Annotated in this window: 15 protein-coding genes and 1 pseudogene; 8 read left to right on the plus strand and 8 right to left on the minus strand. The window is 36.4% G+C overall.

The window, feature by feature from the left end:
* Positions 1 to 2: 2 nt before the first annotated feature.
* Positions 3 to 1,268: an efflux RND transporter periplasmic adaptor subunit gene (locus CWS31_RS00485; protein ID WP_101343204.1), complete on the minus strand. Its 1,266-nt coding sequence runs from the start codon at positions 1,266 to 1,268 to the stop codon at positions 3 to 5.
* 128 nt (positions 1,269 to 1,396) lie between these two features.
* Between CWS31_RS00485 and CWS31_RS00490 the strand changes: the two genes are divergently transcribed.
* The 5 genes from CWS31_RS00490 to CWS31_RS00510 all read left to right on the plus strand — a co-directional run bounded on the left by CWS31_RS00490 (position 1,397) and on the right by CWS31_RS00510 (position 6,785).
* Positions 1,397 to 2,338, plus strand: a complete 942-nt coding sequence (locus tag CWS31_RS00490; protein ID WP_101343205.1) for a LysR family transcriptional regulator — start codon at positions 1,397 to 1,399, stop codon at positions 2,336 to 2,338.
* Between the two features lie 213 nt (positions 2,339 to 2,551).
* Complete coding sequence (locus tag CWS31_RS00495) at positions 2,552 to 3,379, plus strand: haloacid dehalogenase type II (RefSeq protein WP_246143240.1); 828 nt, start codon at positions 2,552 to 2,554, stop codon at positions 3,377 to 3,379.
* 265 nt (positions 3,380 to 3,644) lie between these two features.
* The gene (locus tag CWS31_RS00500) at positions 3,645 to 4,475 is read left to right on the plus strand and encodes a substrate-binding periplasmic protein (RefSeq protein WP_101343206.1); all 831 of its coding nucleotides are present in this window, start codon (positions 3,645 to 3,647) and stop codon (positions 4,473 to 4,475) included.
* 274 nt (positions 4,476 to 4,749) lie between these two features.
* Positions 4,750 to 5,097, plus strand: a complete 348-nt coding sequence (locus CWS31_RS00505; protein ID WP_101343207.1) for an RNA-binding S4 domain-containing protein — start codon at positions 4,750 to 4,752, stop codon at positions 5,095 to 5,097.
* Between the two features lie 155 nt (positions 5,098 to 5,252).
* Positions 5,253 to 6,785, plus strand: a complete 1,533-nt coding sequence (locus CWS31_RS00510) for an FAD-dependent oxidoreductase (protein ID WP_101343208.1) — start codon at positions 5,253 to 5,255, stop codon at positions 6,783 to 6,785.
* 55 nt (positions 6,786 to 6,840) lie between these two features.
* On the opposite strand, the gene CWS31_RS00515 is transcribed toward CWS31_RS00510, so the two are convergent.
* Together CWS31_RS00515 and CWS31_RS00520 are read right to left on the minus strand one after the other, a co-directional pair.
* Positions 6,841 to 7,530, minus strand: a complete 690-nt coding sequence (locus CWS31_RS00515; protein ID WP_101343209.1) for an MliC family protein — start codon at positions 7,528 to 7,530, stop codon at positions 6,841 to 6,843.
* 60 nt (positions 7,531 to 7,590) lie between these two features.
* Positions 7,591 to 8,424 (minus strand): LysR family transcriptional regulator, encoded by an 834-nt coding sequence (locus CWS31_RS00520; RefSeq protein WP_101343210.1) that lies wholly within the window; start codon positions 8,422 to 8,424, stop codon positions 7,591 to 7,593.
* Between the two features lie 241 nt (positions 8,425 to 8,665).
* On the opposite strand from CWS31_RS00520, the gene CWS31_RS00525 reads away from it, so the two are divergent.
* Positions 8,666 to 9,868 (plus strand): YbfB/YjiJ family MFS transporter, encoded by a 1,203-nt coding sequence (locus tag CWS31_RS00525; protein WP_246143242.1) that lies wholly within the window; start codon positions 8,666 to 8,668, stop codon positions 9,866 to 9,868.
* A gap of 82 nt (positions 9,869 to 9,950) precedes the next feature.
* Here the strand turns inward: CWS31_RS00525 and CWS31_RS00530 are convergent, their stop codons facing one another.
* Both CWS31_RS00530 and CWS31_RS00535 read right to left on the minus strand, forming a co-directional pair.
* The gene (locus CWS31_RS00530; protein WP_101343211.1) at positions 9,951 to 10,529 is read right to left on the minus strand and encodes a DNA-J related domain-containing protein; all 579 of its coding nucleotides are present in this window, start codon (positions 10,527 to 10,529) and stop codon (positions 9,951 to 9,953) included.
* 46 nt (positions 10,530 to 10,575) lie between these two features.
* Positions 10,576 to 11,154: a TetR/AcrR family transcriptional regulator gene (locus CWS31_RS00535; protein WP_101343212.1), complete on the minus strand. Its 579-nt coding sequence runs from the start codon at positions 11,152 to 11,154 to the stop codon at positions 10,576 to 10,578.
* A gap of 154 nt (positions 11,155 to 11,308) precedes the next feature.
* On the opposite strand from CWS31_RS00535, the gene CWS31_RS00540 reads away from it, so the two are divergent.
* Positions 11,309 to 11,779: a nuclear transport factor 2 family protein gene (locus tag CWS31_RS00540; RefSeq protein WP_101343213.1), complete on the plus strand. Its 471-nt coding sequence runs from the start codon at positions 11,309 to 11,311 to the stop codon at positions 11,777 to 11,779.
* A 133-nt stretch (positions 11,780 to 11,912) separates the two neighbouring features.
* Here the strand turns inward: CWS31_RS00540 and maoP are convergent, their stop codons facing one another.
* The 3 genes and pseudogenes from maoP to CWS31_RS17980 form a co-directional block, all read right to left on the minus strand.
* Positions 11,913 to 12,275 carry a DUF413 domain-containing protein gene (gene maoP, locus CWS31_RS00545; RefSeq protein WP_101343214.1) on the minus strand — a complete coding sequence of 121 codons (363 nt, stop codon included), beginning with the start codon at positions 12,273 to 12,275 and terminating at the stop codon, positions 11,913 to 11,915.
* A 366-nt stretch (positions 12,276 to 12,641) separates the two neighbouring features.
* Positions 12,642 to 13,163, minus strand: coding sequence for a methyl-accepting chemotaxis protein (locus tag CWS31_RS17975; RefSeq protein WP_425457507.1), 522 nt, complete (start codon positions 13,161 to 13,163; stop codon positions 12,642 to 12,644).
* A gap of 18 nt (positions 13,164 to 13,181) precedes the next feature.
* Positions 13,182 to 13,946: pseudogene (locus tag CWS31_RS17980) on the minus strand (PAS domain-containing protein); the annotation flags it as partial.
* A gap of 451 nt (positions 13,947 to 14,397) precedes the next feature.
* On the opposite strand from CWS31_RS17980, the gene CWS31_RS00555 reads away from it, so the two are divergent.
* Positions 14,398 to 16,065, plus strand: a complete 1,668-nt coding sequence (locus CWS31_RS00555; RefSeq protein WP_101343216.1) for an ABC1 kinase family protein — start codon at positions 14,398 to 14,400, stop codon at positions 16,063 to 16,065.
* Positions 16,066 to 16,111 lie beyond the last annotated feature (46 nt).

Below are 16,111 nucleotides of genomic sequence, written 5' to 3' on the forward strand. Positions count from 1 at the left end.
AATTACTCTTTTGACGCTAACTGTGACACAAGCTCTGCAGCTAAAGGTGACTTGATTTGAGGTGCTAACTGAATGATATTTTTTGCGGTTAGCGTTTCATCAGCAATAGGTGATAAGGTAAAAGCAATGCCTTTACTATCAAGCTCGATATTGTTTGGCGCAATTGGCATACCTGGACCTACACGGGCTGGGCCATTTACCGCAATAATGTCGTCAACAGTTAAGCCTGATTCAATTGCTCTGAACGTGCCGTAAAGCTCACCAACTTGAACTGCTTTGTATTGCAAAACATTGCCTTCGCCAACCGTTAACACAAAACGATTTTTTAAATCAGTACCAATAGCGCGATCAGGAACTATAATTTTTTCTGCAATTCCGTTTGCAGCCAGTTTAATACGCGCAAAAGATCCTGCTCTTAATTGAGCGGTACTTTCACTTTGCTCATTATTAAATACAGCTCTAACACGTAAAGTACCTGTTGCGGCATTAATTTGGTTGTCGATAAAATCGATATGGCCTTCATAAGGAAAGCTATCTTGACCTGTTTTCTGTCCTAGCTTCTGCATCACAACTTGTTGTTTATCAGCTGAAGTAACGTTTGAAAACGATGTATTCCAAGTGCGCTCGTCAATGTCAAAATAAGCGTACATGGCTTTATCAGAAACGATAGTTGTTAATACACTTTGTCCGGCAATCACGTTATTACCTTTAGTAATATTGGCGCGAGAAATTATGCCGTCGATAGGTGCACGGATTGAACTAAATTCTAAATCAAGTTTGGCTGCAGTTAACTGTGCTTGCAATGCATCAAGCTGAGCTTGGCGCTGGCGTAATGTTGAAGTACGAGATTCAGCTTGCTCGGTTGACATTGCTTTACGTTCGGTTAAACGTATAGCGCGTTCTTCTTCACTTTTGGCTTGCTCTAACGCTGCTTCAGCACTGCTTATTTGTGCTTGTAAACTTGATACGATAGCGCGAAAAGGACGATCGTCTAACTGAAAAAGTAGATCGCCTTGTTTGATTTTCTTGCCTTCTTCAAAAGCGATTTTTTCTATAACACCTGAAATTCGAGGTTTTAAATCAACTTGCTCAGGTGCTTCTAAACGGCTAGTAAAGGTATGCCAGTTTTGTACTGGTTTAACAATAACGTTTGCAACATCAATCGTTTGTAATGGTCTTTGTTGTTGTGGAGCGGTTTGCTCATCAGAGCAAGAGGCTAGTGTAATAGTGGCTATAGCGATAACTACGGCGATTAGATGTTTGTTCATGTTAACTCCTTCTTTTATGTGATTGTAATTTTATGTAACAACCTGATGTTGAAAAAGCATAGTTTTTACATTTGATTAGTGCCAAAATGACACCAATAGAGGTTTTTGATAGTTAATGGTGACGCCGAATGGATACAACTAGTCGATTATTAATGTTGCTTGAAGTGGTTGAGCAAGGCTCGTTTATAAGAGCAGCGGAAGCGCGCAATATTGACCGCTCGGTAATATCTAAACAGCTTAGCCGTTTAGAAGATGAATTAGGTGTTAGGTTACTCAATCGAACTACCCGATCTTTTTCACTAACTGCCGCTGGCGCTGAAATGGTAAAAAAGGCAAAAGAGCTTAGAGTATTGCTAGGTGAAACTGTGCGTATAGCAGAGAACTTTCATTTAGAGCCACAAGGCGTACTTAAAATTGCTTCTAGTGGTTTGTTCGGTAAGCGTTATCTACAGCCTGTTATTAATAGTTTCCAAATGCGTTTTCCTCAAGTTGAAGTTGAACTTAGCTTGAATGAAAGGCTAATTGATATTGTTTCAGAAGGCTATGATTTAGCTTTTCGTGTCGGTGAGCCTAAAGACTCATCATTAATCGCTCGTGAAATTGCACGAAATAGGTTTTTGGTTTTGGCTACGCCAGAATTTATTACTAATTATGGTATGCCAAAAACTATTGAAGATTTAGCGCGTTTACCCGCGGCAAGTTATGCGAGTAGTTCAGTTAGAGGTGGTGGCATACGCTATTATGACGAACATGGCTTAGCACAAGAAAAGAAGCTTAATAGTGTCTATCGAGCAAATGATGCGGAAGTGTTAATAATGAAAGCTCTGACGGGGACGGCTTTTTTTGTCGCCCCTGCTTTTATACTTGACAATGAAATATTAGACGGCCGTTTAATTCCGATATTAACCGATGTAAAACTCATTAACTATGGCTCTATCTATGCGGTTTATCCGCATCGTGATCTACCTGTAAGAACGCGTCTTTTTTTTGATGCGGTGCGTGATTTTATAGGAAAAGACATACCTGTTTGGGAGAGTAGCATTCCTGGCTTCGAAAATATGTATTTATAGCTTGGGTTATGTATGGGTTATGTATGTGCTATATGTGTGGTAAGTAAATTAAGTGGCATGTTGAAATTAAAAATGTAAAACAACGTTCTCTTACCAAAGTAATATATTAATACACTCCTAATAACTCATAACTCATAACTTAGTAACTCAATATCGTATCATTTGCATTAGACAGCAAACCTTGTCACTCGTATTAACTTTAAAGGTAAAATTATGAAAACTTATTATAAACGCTTTATGCTCGGCTTAACTATTACATTTAGTTTACTGCAAAGTATCAATTATGCCGTTGCAGAAACCAATACCACAAACGCCAAGTCAAGTGAGGTTGTTGAGGTAAATAAAGCGAACAAGATCATTAAGCCAAAAATTATTTTTTTCGATGTGAACGAAACATTACTTGATTTAGGTAATGTGGCAAAATCTGTTTCAGCAGCTTTAGGTGGCCGAGATGAATTGGTTCCTTACTGGTTTACTACTATGTTGCATTACTCCTTAGTAGGTAATGTTACAGGTCAATACAATAGTTTTGGTGAAATAGGTATTGCTTCACTTGAGATGATTGCAGAGCAAAAAAATATTACGCTTACCCATGAACAAGCTAAAACAGCGGTACTTACACCGTTTAGAGATTTAGCTCCGCATACTGAAGTTGTTGAAGGGTTAAAACGACTTAGAGCCTTAGGTTATACCTTGATCACACTCACCAATTCTTCTGACGCAGGTATTGCCGCGCAGCTTAAAAATGCACAACTAGCAGAATATTTTGACGGCTCATTAACCGTACAAACGTTACAGATATTTAAGCCTGATTTAAGAGTATATCAATGGGCACAACAAACCATGAACATTAAGCCTGAAGAAGCCATGTTGGTTGCCGCACATGCGTGGGACATAGCAGGTGCTGAGCGTGCGGGGTGGCAAACGGCTTTTATAATGCGCCCCGGAAAAGCGCCTTATCCGTTAGCGGAAAAACCTAACTTAATTGGCACAAATTTATTAGAAGTAATAGATGAATTAGAAGCTATTACTTCTAAATAAACTAAAATCTGGATGATTAATTTTATAAGTAAATGAACATTAAATGATAAAATAGCTCTGCTTCTTTTATATTCAGGGGGGGGAGAGTTGTTTTAAAACTATAATTTCAGAGGCATGTTGATTTGTTACATCATTTGTTTCATCTGAAATGGTTAAATAAATGGTATTGACCTATAATTTAATTACAATAATTAATTATTTAATCCAAGAATGACAAGCATGCCAATAATGAAAATGAAAATGAAAATGAAAATGAAAATTAAAAATGAAAATTAAATTATTTTTTGTAGTCTTTTTATTTTTACAGCTTGGAATATCATCAAGTGTTAATGCAGAAAATAGTATTAGTGCGAAAAAGAGTGTTAATGAAGAAAAAACGCTTAAAATAGCATTTGGAGATGCTTTAGCACCTTGGGTATCCCCTGCAAGTAATAACGGTATTATCGTAGATATTTTTACTCAAGCACTTAACCCATCAGGTTATACAATAGAAAATATTTATCTGCCTTACGCAAGAAGAGTCAATGCCTATAAATCTGGAGAAGCTGATGTTTCTTCAGATATGAACATAAGAACAATTCAGCATGAAAAACTCGAGGGATATCTCTCTCATGACGCTTATACTTATCAAAATTATGCATTCGCATTAGAAAAAAACAATTTCAACTTTCATCACTTGGATGAACTGGCAAACCATTCGTTAGTTTCATGGCAGGGCGCAATTGCGCATTTAGGCGGTGAGTATGCGGTAATGGCGTCGAAAAACCCTCTTTACCTAGAGCTCCATGATCAAGCCGCACAAGTAAAAATGCTTTTTGCAGAAAGGGTCGATGTAATTCAACTTGATTTGCAAATTTTTAAATACTACCGTGCCTATGTAGCTAAAAATAATAAAGTAGACACCACAGAAGTTGTTGAAAAGTTTCCATTGTTTGGTAAAAGTCCTAATGGCTATTTGTTTAAAGATAGTGTGATTAGAGATGAATTTAATAGACGCTTAATAGAAATGAAAGAAAATGGAGAATATGAGGCTATATTTGAGCGTTATACTAATAAACCTGAGTTTGAGATAAATAAAATGCTACAACAGCCTTAATTATCCGTATTCTCTTATAGTTAATTGTGTTTTAGAGCCCTCAATAACCAGTTATTCAAAGCTTTCTCGCCCTGTACTACTCACTGTCATTATCTCGAACTCAAGTTAATAAGGGGGTTACTATTCATCAATAAATATTAGAATGTTATTCAATCAATAGTTTTGTTTTTTAAATATTTTCGTTGCGTACATCAAAATCACAAACTTATCGGAAATGGCATTATATATGTTAGAATTTAACAATATAATTCTTTAAAATTATTAGGCGTATTTCATGTCTGAACACTCAACTTTCGACATTTGTGTTGAACCTATAGAGCTTTATAAACTACTTAAAATAGCTGATATGGTTAGCGGCGAAGCTAAAACTATGATCAGTGACGGTAATGTTTTAGTAAATAATGAAGTTACAGTTCAAAAGCGTAAAAAAATTAGAAGCGGCGATATTATCGAATGTAACGGTAAAATTATTAAGGTCGCTTATGATCCCAGCAAAAAATCAACTGAGTTTATTAATACTGTCGTTTTAGCGAGTAAAAAAGATCAAAGAAAAAAAAGAGCTAAAAGTAAAGCGCGAACTATTTCATCAGAAGCTGTTACTAAACCATCACAAAAACGCTAAAAGTTTCAGTTTACAGAAAATATTTTCGCTGATGAGAGCGTAGGATGGGCGGGTAAATAGTACTGTAAATTATGTATTAGCATTGCTCAAACTACCCCTGAAATCGCTAATATACATCCATCGGTAGCATGATTCTAACTGAGGAAATGAATACGTTGAATAACGATAAGTCTAACTGGAGCGCTTGCCCTGAATGTCAAGGACGCGGTAAAAAAGTTAGGAGACTGCGCAAAAAAGTACGACTAAGTTATCAAAGAGCTTTAGAACACTTTGAAAAATCGAATAGTGAAGGCTCCCCTCCAGTGCGTCCTAAAGGTCATCGTTTTGATTGTGAAAACTGTAGTGGCACGGGTTTAGTTGAAGCTGCTGAATTGGTTATTGCTGATACTGAAAATTATCCTCATATTGCTATTATTGGCGGTGGTATTGGCGGTGTAGCCTTAGCTATTGCTTGTCAGCATCGCGGCATTCCATTTACTCTTTATGAACGAGACAATAACTTTTCTGCCCGCTCGCAAGGTTATGGTTTAACGCTACAACAAGCGAGTAAAGCCATAGCTGCATTAGGTATTTTAACTTTAGATGAAGGTGTTATTTCAACTCGACACCTTGTGCATACTACCGAGGGTAAGGTTATTGGCGAGTGGGGCATTAGAAAATGGCATCCGTCGGATGTTAAAAATTCAGTAAAACGTCGAAACATTCATATTGCACGTCAGTCTTTGCGCTTAGCTTTGCTTAAACAGTTAGGTGAGGGTAATGCCGTACAATGGAGCCACCAGTTAATCGAAATTAAGGAAAACTTAGTCACTAGTAATGTGCAAGAAAATGAAGAAACCAAAGACCAACCTATTGAACTCACCTTTAACGTTAATGGTGAGTTAAAGCATGCTAAGGCTGACTTAGTGGTTGGCGCAGACGGCATTAGAAGTTCTGTACGACAGTTACTTATAGGCGATGAGTTCATAGGTGAAGAGTTAATAGATAAAGAAATTATTGGTAATCAGGCTACAGCATTGCGCTATTTAGATTGCATTGTGATTTTAGGTATTTGCCCTTTAGCTGATATTGAAGGGCTTGAGCCAGCAGATAATGAATTATTAGATTCAGCCACGGTATTTCAAACCGCTAATGGACACGAGCGTATTTACATTATGCCTTTTGACGCTAACTCTGTTATGTGGCAATTGAGTTTTCCTATGTCTGAAATTGAGGCTACAGCGTTAAGTGCGCAAGGCGCGCAAGCCTTAAAAGCAGAAGCCATTCACCGCTGTGATTGGCACACGCCTATTCCGCAAATTTTAGTGGCAACTAAGCAAAATAAAATATCAGGATATCCTGTTTACGATAGAGAATTACTCAGTGCTGAGTTATTAGCGAAAAACTCGCAAGTTACCTTGATAGGTGATGCGGCTCACCCAATGAGTCCGTTTAAAGGGCAGGGTGCTAATCAAGCCATACTTGATGCATTATCACTAGCGCGTCAAATTTCAACATCATGCCGACCTTTATCGAATTGGCGAGAAAAAGGCATTAGAGCCAGCGCATTAACAGAATTTGAAGCTGAAATGTTGATGCGCAGCGCGTCTAAAGTCAAAGATTCAGCAGAAGCTGCGGAATTTTTACATTCTGATGTGGTGTTGCATGAAGGCGATGAGCCACGAGGGCGCTGTTTAAAAAGAGAATAATATTAATTGTTGCTTATAAATCTTATTAAAGGTTATTTTGCTTTCCTGACAAGACTTATCGCGCTTTAACACAGCGAAGTTTAGACTGATTAACTCCCCATGTAATTAATGCTTCACCTTGGTGTTCCCAAAAAGACTCGTTAGCTCCTTGGTATTTGCTCCCACTAGCACTTGGCTGAATATACATGAGTGAAACACTATCGCCGCGTTCGGCAATTAAAGTCGATGGTGTTGTTTCAAAAAATACCACCATAAACTCGTTAGTAGGATCATTATCACAAATAAACCTTGCTGGTTGGGTATGTGCAACTAAACGATATTGTGCCTGTAATTCTGCTGTTCGGCGTATGTATTCGTTTTTAATACAACTGGCTTGGTCATCATTTTTCCAACACTCATCACGTCCTTTTATCCAACCTCGCTGTTCAGCTTGTAATAGGTTAGCAGGTGATTGTTTAGCCGTCTGATTAGCTGATTTTTTATAGGCTTTTTTATAAGTTATGGCTAATTCATTATCAAGAGCGGAAAGCTCATCATTTTGACAAATAGTATTTTCAACACTGTTATTGTTAGCTTTATCACAAATAAAGCTCGGTTCAATTTTTGCGGTTTGGTTATTTGAGTTAATGTCGATAGTTTGTTGATTTTGAATTATTTCTTGGTTGGGATTATCGAGCGATTGAATTACTGTGGTTGTGGTCCAAATAGCGACGATAATTGTCAGTATTAATAGAACTTTGTTCATGTGTTACTCCTTAATATGGTTAGCAAATATGGTTAGCATTTTCAGGGAGAAAATAATTTTTTATTGTGTGAGTAGCTTAGCTAATGTTAAAACGCCTGATTCTAACGGACTTCCTTTACGATAAATGACAGATAACTGGATATGCTTAGATCCATGCTTGACTGGGATCATCATGAGTGATTTTTCATATCGACTGCCAGTCACCATATTTTCACCAATAATGGTATAGCCTAATCCTGCTGCAACACAACCTAAAATTCCATCAGCACTACTCATTATCATTAGTTCATCGTTTTCATGACCAGAATTTTGTTGCCAATGCAGCGCATGTTTTCTGTAGCCGCAACCTTCATCTCGAACAAAAATTACTGGACTAAAATCACTGTCAAGTGGAGTAACCATTACCAATTCTTCTTTTAATATAGGTAGCACAACAAGGTTCTCGTTATTTGCAACACAACCTATTGCTGCGCAATCAACCCTATTATTCAATACGGCATGTACGAGTTTTTCACTAGTATCGGTGTAAATTCTAGTTCGAATATGACTGTGATTCTGCTTTAACTGTTTGAGTGCTAGCGGCATATGCACCGCGGCAAAAGTTTCAGGCATGCCAACTATTAATTCGTAACTGCCTTTATTACTTAGAATGGCCGATGTTGCCTGGTATTCGAGTTGCAGAATTTTATCGGCATATTCACATAACTGTTGGCCGCTAGGCGTTAAGTGTAGTTTTCGTCCTACCAAATTAAAGAGTTTAGTATTTAATTCTTTTTCTAATTTTTTAATTCGGTTAGTGATATTAGATTGAACCGTATGCAACTTATCGGCAGCGCCTTTAATGCCTTCTTCATCAACAACTGCTTTAAATGTTTTTAGTGTCAAAATTTCCATTATTTAGCTCTCTTAATAGAATAGTCTTTATTTAGCTCTGCAAATTTAATTTTTACTTTAACTATTACTTTAACTATTACTTTAATTGGTACTTTAGTTCTCATAATAAGAAGTTTAAATTCTAAATAATTCAATTTTTAAGGTGGTCTTGATAAGGTAACCTCTATTAGTAAAAAAGTTAATAAAAACTTTAATAAACAGCTAGATTCAAAGCAATAAATTAATGAGGCGACAGATAATAATGGAGTTAACAAGAGCTCGTGTATATTTTGCAGGTATCTGTAGTGTCATTGTGACTGTTGGCGTAGCTCGGTTTGCCTATAGCTTGTTATTACCTATAATGCAGGAACACGCTGGCTTAACTGAGTCAGGCGGCGGTTGGTTAGCCACCACAAACTTTATGGGTTACATGTTTGGCGTGTTTCTAGCTGCTAGCATTCACAACCTAAATTACAAATACAATTTTCATCGAGCTTATCTAATATTAAGTATTGTTACATCCATAGCAATGGTAATGACAACTGATATGTTTGCGTGGGCAATACTTCGTTTTCTGGCTGGTGTTTGTGCTTCAGGCGGCTTTATTATTGCATCAGGTCTAATATTAAAATGGCTAGTTAGAAATAATTATCGGGCTGAATTAGGTATTCACTTTGCAGGTGCCGGATTGAGTATTGTTATTACCTCATTACTGGTTGAAGTGATGTTAATAATGTCAGCCGATTGGCAGCAACAGTGGCTAGCTTTAGCTGTTATGGCGGTCATATTTGCCATTCCTGCTTGGTTATGGATGCCACATCCTTCGCGTAATGGTCAGGTGAGTATAACTGCTAAAGACAACCCACCTAGTAAAGCTTTTACTTTACTAATGATGCTTGCTTATTTTTGTTCGGGTTATGGTTATGTGGTTAGTTCTACTTTTATTGTAGATATTGTAGAAGGTGTTGAAAGCTTGCAAGGTCAAGGAGGCTTTGCGTTTTTATTAATTGGTTTGGCAGCTACCCCAGCGCCACTTATATGGGATTTAATCGCACGCAGAATCGGTTACGTAAAAGCTTTGATAGCAGCTTATATTCTAATGGCGATAGGCATTATTTTACCTGCATTAAATAATTCGTTACCTGCTGTTATTTTAAGTGTACTTTTATTTGGCGGAACATTTATAGCTTGTGTGAGTTTAGTATTAACAATGGCAGGTAAGTTTTATCCAAGTAATCCTGCTAAGTTTATGGGAACTATGACCTTAGCTTATGGCGCAGCACAAATTATTGGACCTGTACCTACCGGATATCTTGCTGAAGCTTATGGAAATTATGATATTGGCTTATATGTTTCTGCAGCTATGGTGATGGTGGGGGTATTATTTCTATTTGCTTTGTTAAGTCTTGAAAGAAAGGTATTAAAAACAAACGCAGTTAAAAATAAAAGGTCATTAATTTTGTAAGTTAGCTTTGTAAATTAGCTTTCGCACGAGAGTCACCGTAGTTAGCTTTAAATTGTCGGATAGACTTAAAATAACTTCGCCGCTACAATGCACTTTGGTAGCTAGCACTTAATACTTCATAGGCTTCACGTATGGCGATAAAGTCTTCGGTATTGCCTCCTTTGTCGGGGTGACAAATGGCTATTTTTTTTAAGTAGGCTTGTCGTACTTCAGCCCAAGTGACACCTAACGCTAATCCTAGTGTTATCAAGGCAGACTCTGTTTTATCAACGGCATTGTATTTTTTCCAGAAACTAGTAAATAAGTCATCTACCTCTGCGGTTGTTACATTATCTAAATTTTTCCAATCTAAATAGTAATTTGCAAGATCGTTATCACGTGAGGTGAGGGCGCATTCACTCGTGTTATTATTTGCAACAAGCATTATTTGCATAGGAAAAATATTAAGTAAAAAGCCCTCACTTTGAATATCACGTTGAATTTGATACAGAGCATTCATTATCAAAAAGTTCTTTTGAAAAAGAGCTATTTGAGGTTCGACATCTTTACCTATGAGTGATGCTAAGTCAGATTGACAAAGATCGACCAAATCAAGCAATGAACAAACACTTTTCTGTATTTTTAAATACCCTAGTATCGGAATAATTAAAGGATTAGTCATTGGTATATTCTCTTTGAAAAATGGAATTATAGGTTTTATAAGTTGATTAAATTTTGGCTATAAAAGCTGTTGCCAAAGGTTTGGCTGATATCGCGGCCTGTTTATCACCCATAACATGCGCGCAGTTAATGCATCCTTCTTTAAGTAATACTAGTAAAGCTACCAAATTATCGCACTGTACTTTATCGTTAATTAGCGGTTGCAACTGCTTTTCAAAAAACTGCTTTATGTTTGCTTTGTGCTGCATACATAACTGCTTAATTTCGTTAGTATGTTCACCATATTCTGCAGCAGTGTTTACAAAGAAACAGCCTTTAAATTGACCTAACTCAATGACTCTGTCGTTTATCCAGTCATCTAACGCATTAAGTAGGTGTTCTACAAATACAGTTAATGAACTATTGTCGTTACATTTTTGTGTAAACCATGCCATAAACCGTTGATCACGTTCTAGAATACAAGCCTGAATTAATGCATCTTTACTGACGAAGTGATTATATAAAGTTTTTTTGGCAATTCCAGATTGCGCCAATACTTCATTAATACCCACCGCATGAATGCCTTTTGCATAAAATAAGTGTAATGCGCTATTTATAAGTTGTTGACGTTTATCTAGTTGCTGCATTGTTGTTATCGCTGTTGTTGGGTCGATTTATTTTTATGAATAAGGATATTGCATAAGTATACAGAGTTGTCTACTATAACTCAATTGGGTAGACCGATCGGTTTCTAAATCGACTTGTTACTACATCATTATTCACTTATTTATCGGAGTCATTATGGAAAGTTTACGCCCACCTTTACCACCATTTACCGCACAAAGTGCAGCAGAAAAAGTAAGAGCAGCAGAAAATGGTTGGAATAATAAAAATCCACAAAAAGTATCCTTGGCGTATACCAAAGACAGTCAGTGGCGAAACCGCTCAAGTTTTGTTAACGGTAGAGAAGAGATTGTTGAGTTTTTAGCGGATAAATGGCAAAAAGAAATAGACTACAAACTCATTAAAGAGCTTTGGGCATTTACTGATAATCGCATCGCGGTTCGTTACGCTTACGAATATAAAAATTCTGCAGGCCAATGGTTTCGAGCTTATGGCAATGAAAATTGGGAATTTGATCAATATGGTTTAATGAAAAATCGCTATGCTTGTATTAACGATTTAGCTATAGATGAGCAAGACAGATTATTTACTTGGCAGGGCACAACGCGACCTGATGATTTTCCTAGCTTGTCAGACTTAGGTTTATAACTGATTAACTAATCTGAGTTATTCGTTATTAGTTAAGCGTGAGTTGAGGTTAATATAATATAAATGGGCAGCTCTTGGAGTCTGCCTCATTCATATTATTTATGTACGTGTAATGTAAATTAAGGTACTTACATTACATGTTAAGCGATACTTCAGCAGAATTCATATCAATTTCAGCAACTTCATTAGAATGAAATCTTTCACTGAAATTAAAGCCATGAAATACTTTGCTTTTTTGTGTCGCTTTTAAGTATTTTTGCCAAAGCTTAACCGAGTAAAGGTCACTCTCATCAGGGCTATTCAGATCCATAATAAACTGTTGTTCTTCAGCGTTTATTGGGGACAATAAGCCAAGTTGCAAACTTTGCAATGTTGTTCCATACGTGGTTAATTCAAGCGACTCTCGTTTGTTAAAGTAGCTAGATCTTGCTAGCCCAAAGGGGAATTCACTTTCAGCATAAAATGGTGTTACACCTACTCTAATTGACGTTTCCATAGCTTACTCCTTTGACAAATCATCTGTTAAACCTGTAATTAACGTATGACTTTATAGGGGGAATGTTACTTTAATATGACAAAAATATTGTTTGTCATCTCATTTTTTTAAACGCAATACCTATACCTAAATGTATTTCTAGACTATGCAAAAGAAAAGCAAGAAATAATTATCGATAAGAGAATAAATTTTTATTGATCGGAATTTGTTTAAAGGGGAACTAGCCTACATTCATACCTGAGAGTGTAAATGTAGGCTATGTAATAACAATTGAAATTATGTTGCTGAAGGTAAGTTAACCCAGTTTAGGTTAACTTATATTATCTAACTTGAATTTAACCTTAATTTAGCTTGAGTTAAGCTTATTTATAAATTTTTATTAAACTGAGCAATAGCGTCAACTACTTCTTTAGCGCCTACTTGAATATCACTCATTACATGCCCCGCTTCATTGGAAAGCTGTAAGGCTTTTTCAGCTTCAACCATACTTTCTTCAATTAAGCTCACGGCACTTTTGGTTAACTGTTTATTTTCACTTACTACACTAATAATCTGTTCTGTTGCAATACTTGTTCTTGATGCTAACTCCCTTACTTCATCAGCAACGACAGCAAAACCACGACCTTGTTCACCAGCTCTGGCTGCTTCTATTGCAGCATTAAGCGCTAATAAATTGGTTTGATCAGCAATACCTCTAATACTTTCAACAAGTTGGGCTACTTTCTGTGACTGTGTATCTAATTCAAATATACCTTTACTTGCATCACTCATTTTGGCTGAAAGCTGTCCCATAGTTTGTATGGTTGACTCTATAACTTTAATTGCATTTAAGGTGCCTTCGCCGGTTCTTTGTGATACTTCTTGAGCAATTTTAGAGGTTGCCGACATAGCTAACTCTCTATTTATTTGATCGGTGATTACGGTGGCAAATTTAACAACTTTATATAATTCTCCGCTGTCATCATGGATTGGATTATAAGACGCCTCAAGCCATACAGTATCGCCATTGCTATCTATACGTTTGAACCGTTGAGAGATAAAAATGCCCGATCTAAGTTTACTCCAAAAATCTTTATACGCTTGGGATTTAGCTTCGGCAGGCTCGCAAAATATACTATGGTGTTTACCTAAAATTTGGCTAAGAGAATATCGCATGCCTTTAAGGAAATTATCATTAGCCGTTAATATGGTACCGTCTAAGCTAAACTCAATTACCGCAGATGAACGAGTTAACGCGGCAAGCATGTCCTTATGCTCTCGAGATTCTGAAATGGTTTTGGTTAATTCTGTTGAGTAAACGGATAAGGTTAACGGGTTGGCTCTAGGTTGAATAATAGTACGATACCAAACATCGTTACCTTTTTTAGTTTGTAGTTGCAGCGCGCCATGCCAGTGCACACCTTTATTTATGGCAGTTAACATTTTTTGGCAGATATCACTCTTTAACGCTTTAGGATGAATAACATCTCGGATACTTTTATTGATTAGCTCACTTTCAGTGTAGCCTATTGAATTTATGAACAAAGAATTAACTTCAATAATATTGCCTTTGGTATCTAATAGAAAATAAGTCATTTCCTCGCGTAGATCTGCTTTAATATCATTAAATATCGCTAACTCTTTTTCTAGTATTTCGATCTTTGTTAACAGCTTACGTTTACCAAATAACATATCAATCTTCCCTAATATTCATTTTTTTGTTGGGCTTATTTTTAATATATAAAAGTACGTCATTAATAGAAACTTTTATTTTATCAATCAAGTGTAGGAGATAGATTGTTGATATTCCACATAATGATTGAAGAATTAAAATTAAGTGAAAATGCTTATAAAGTCCTTACCTTTTACTCAATTTTGACCATTTGTGATAAAAGTGACTCTATTGCGATTTGTTCTAGAATAATTATCGATATACGTTATTAATATATTGAAAAAATAAACTTACTTAATTGCATTATTCAGAGTTGAGGTTTAATAAATTTTAGCTAATTACTTTTCACCTGCAGCAGCGATTAACAACGACTAAATTAGTGTTGCTATAGCCAACTATCCTATAAGATTGATAGGATAGTTGTGCCAGTGTCTAGCGATATTTATCGCTTATTAATTGAAAGGACATTCAATGAATCTTCATAAGTTTAGCCAGTTTAAAAATAACACCAGTCGTTTTCATACTATTATTTCTACTCTAACCAAATATGGCTTAGCTAATTGGATCCAAGCAGAAGACCCTAACTTTTTAAAAAACTTAGTGACCAATGCTCAAGGTGATAGTTTAGCTGGATTGCCTTTTGAAGAACGATGTCGTATGGCGTTGACTGAATTAGGAACCACCTTTATAAAATTGGGGCAAATCTTAAGTACCCGAGCCGATCTTATTGGTCCTGAACTTGCGACAGAGTTAACTAAATTGCAATCTGATACGCCCATTGATTCACCAAAACAAGTTACTGCAATGATTGAATCTGAATTAGGTCTTGCTATGGATGAGTTATTTTCAGGGTTCGATTTCACTCCCATAGGCTCTGCTTCAATAGGTCAAGTTCATAAAGCAAAATTACATGATGGCACTGACGTTGTAGTTAAAGTACAGCACAGCGATATTGAAGACAAAATACTTGCTGATATAGAAATACTGGCTTTGCTTGCAACTCTAGCCGAAAAATACGATAAAGAATTACGCTTATTTCAGCCGAAAAGCTTAATTGAAGACTTTAGTGAAAGCCTTTTAAAAGAGTTAGATTACGGTAAAGAGCTGCGTAATATGACTTTATTCTCCCAATTTTTCAGCAACAACGACGATGTAGTCATTCCTACCGCTTATCCTGATGTTTCATCAAAGCGAGTATTAACCATGCAGTGCTTAGATGGCTTTAGCATTGCTGAAGTAGATAAGTTAAAAGCCAATGGCGTTAACACCAAAAAAGTGGCTTCACTTGGGGTAAATATCTATCTAGATATGGTCTTTAAATATCATATTTTTCATGCTGATCCTCACCCAGGCAATATTTGGGTGTTACCGGGTGATCGTATTGGGCTACTAGATTTTGGCATGATTGGCCGTATTGATGATAGTTTACAAGAATCAATAGAATTAATGTTATTAGCGGCGTCAGAAAAAAATTCAACTGACTTTACCAAACAAATATTGAAAATTTGTACCTTGCCAGAAGATTTTGATCAAAATAAATTACAACGCGATGTTGATGAGTTTTTACATGAATATTTAGGCCAACCTTTAGCGTCGTTAAATATTAGCGAAATACTCAACACGATGAATAATATTATCCGTCATCATCGACTCTTAATGCCAAGTGGTATATCAATGTTAATTCGCGTATTGGTAATGTTAGAGGGATCATCACAACGTTTAGACCGTGAATTTAGTGTCAATGATGCGATTGAGCCTTATACGCAAAAAATGAAAATGGCACGTTTCTCACCGCGCAGGTTTAGCAAAAAATTAGGGCGTTCTTATTTTGTTTGGGAACGTTTATTAACTACTTTACCCGATGATGTTGAAACCCTTATCAGCAAAATGCGTAGTGGTAGCTTTGATGTAAATCTTAAGCACAGGCACTTAGATGCAGTTATTAACCGGTTGGTTTATGGTATTTTAAGTGGCGCCATTTTTTTAGGTGGCTCTATGATGTTAAGTAGCGCAGTAAGACCATTATTTCATGGTACTTCAATTATTGGCGCCGTGGTTACCGGGGTTGGTAGTATATTGTGTTATAGGTTATTAAATGCGATTAGAACTTCTGGTAGTTTAACTAATGAAGGAGATTAGTCGCTATGACGAATCTCCTTCATTGGTTGTGATCGTGAAGCAATAA

It is taken from the genome of Colwellia echini (genome assembly GCF_002843355.2).
Taxonomy (GTDB): domain Bacteria; phylum Pseudomonadota; class Gammaproteobacteria; order Enterobacterales; family Alteromonadaceae; genus Colwellia; species Colwellia echini.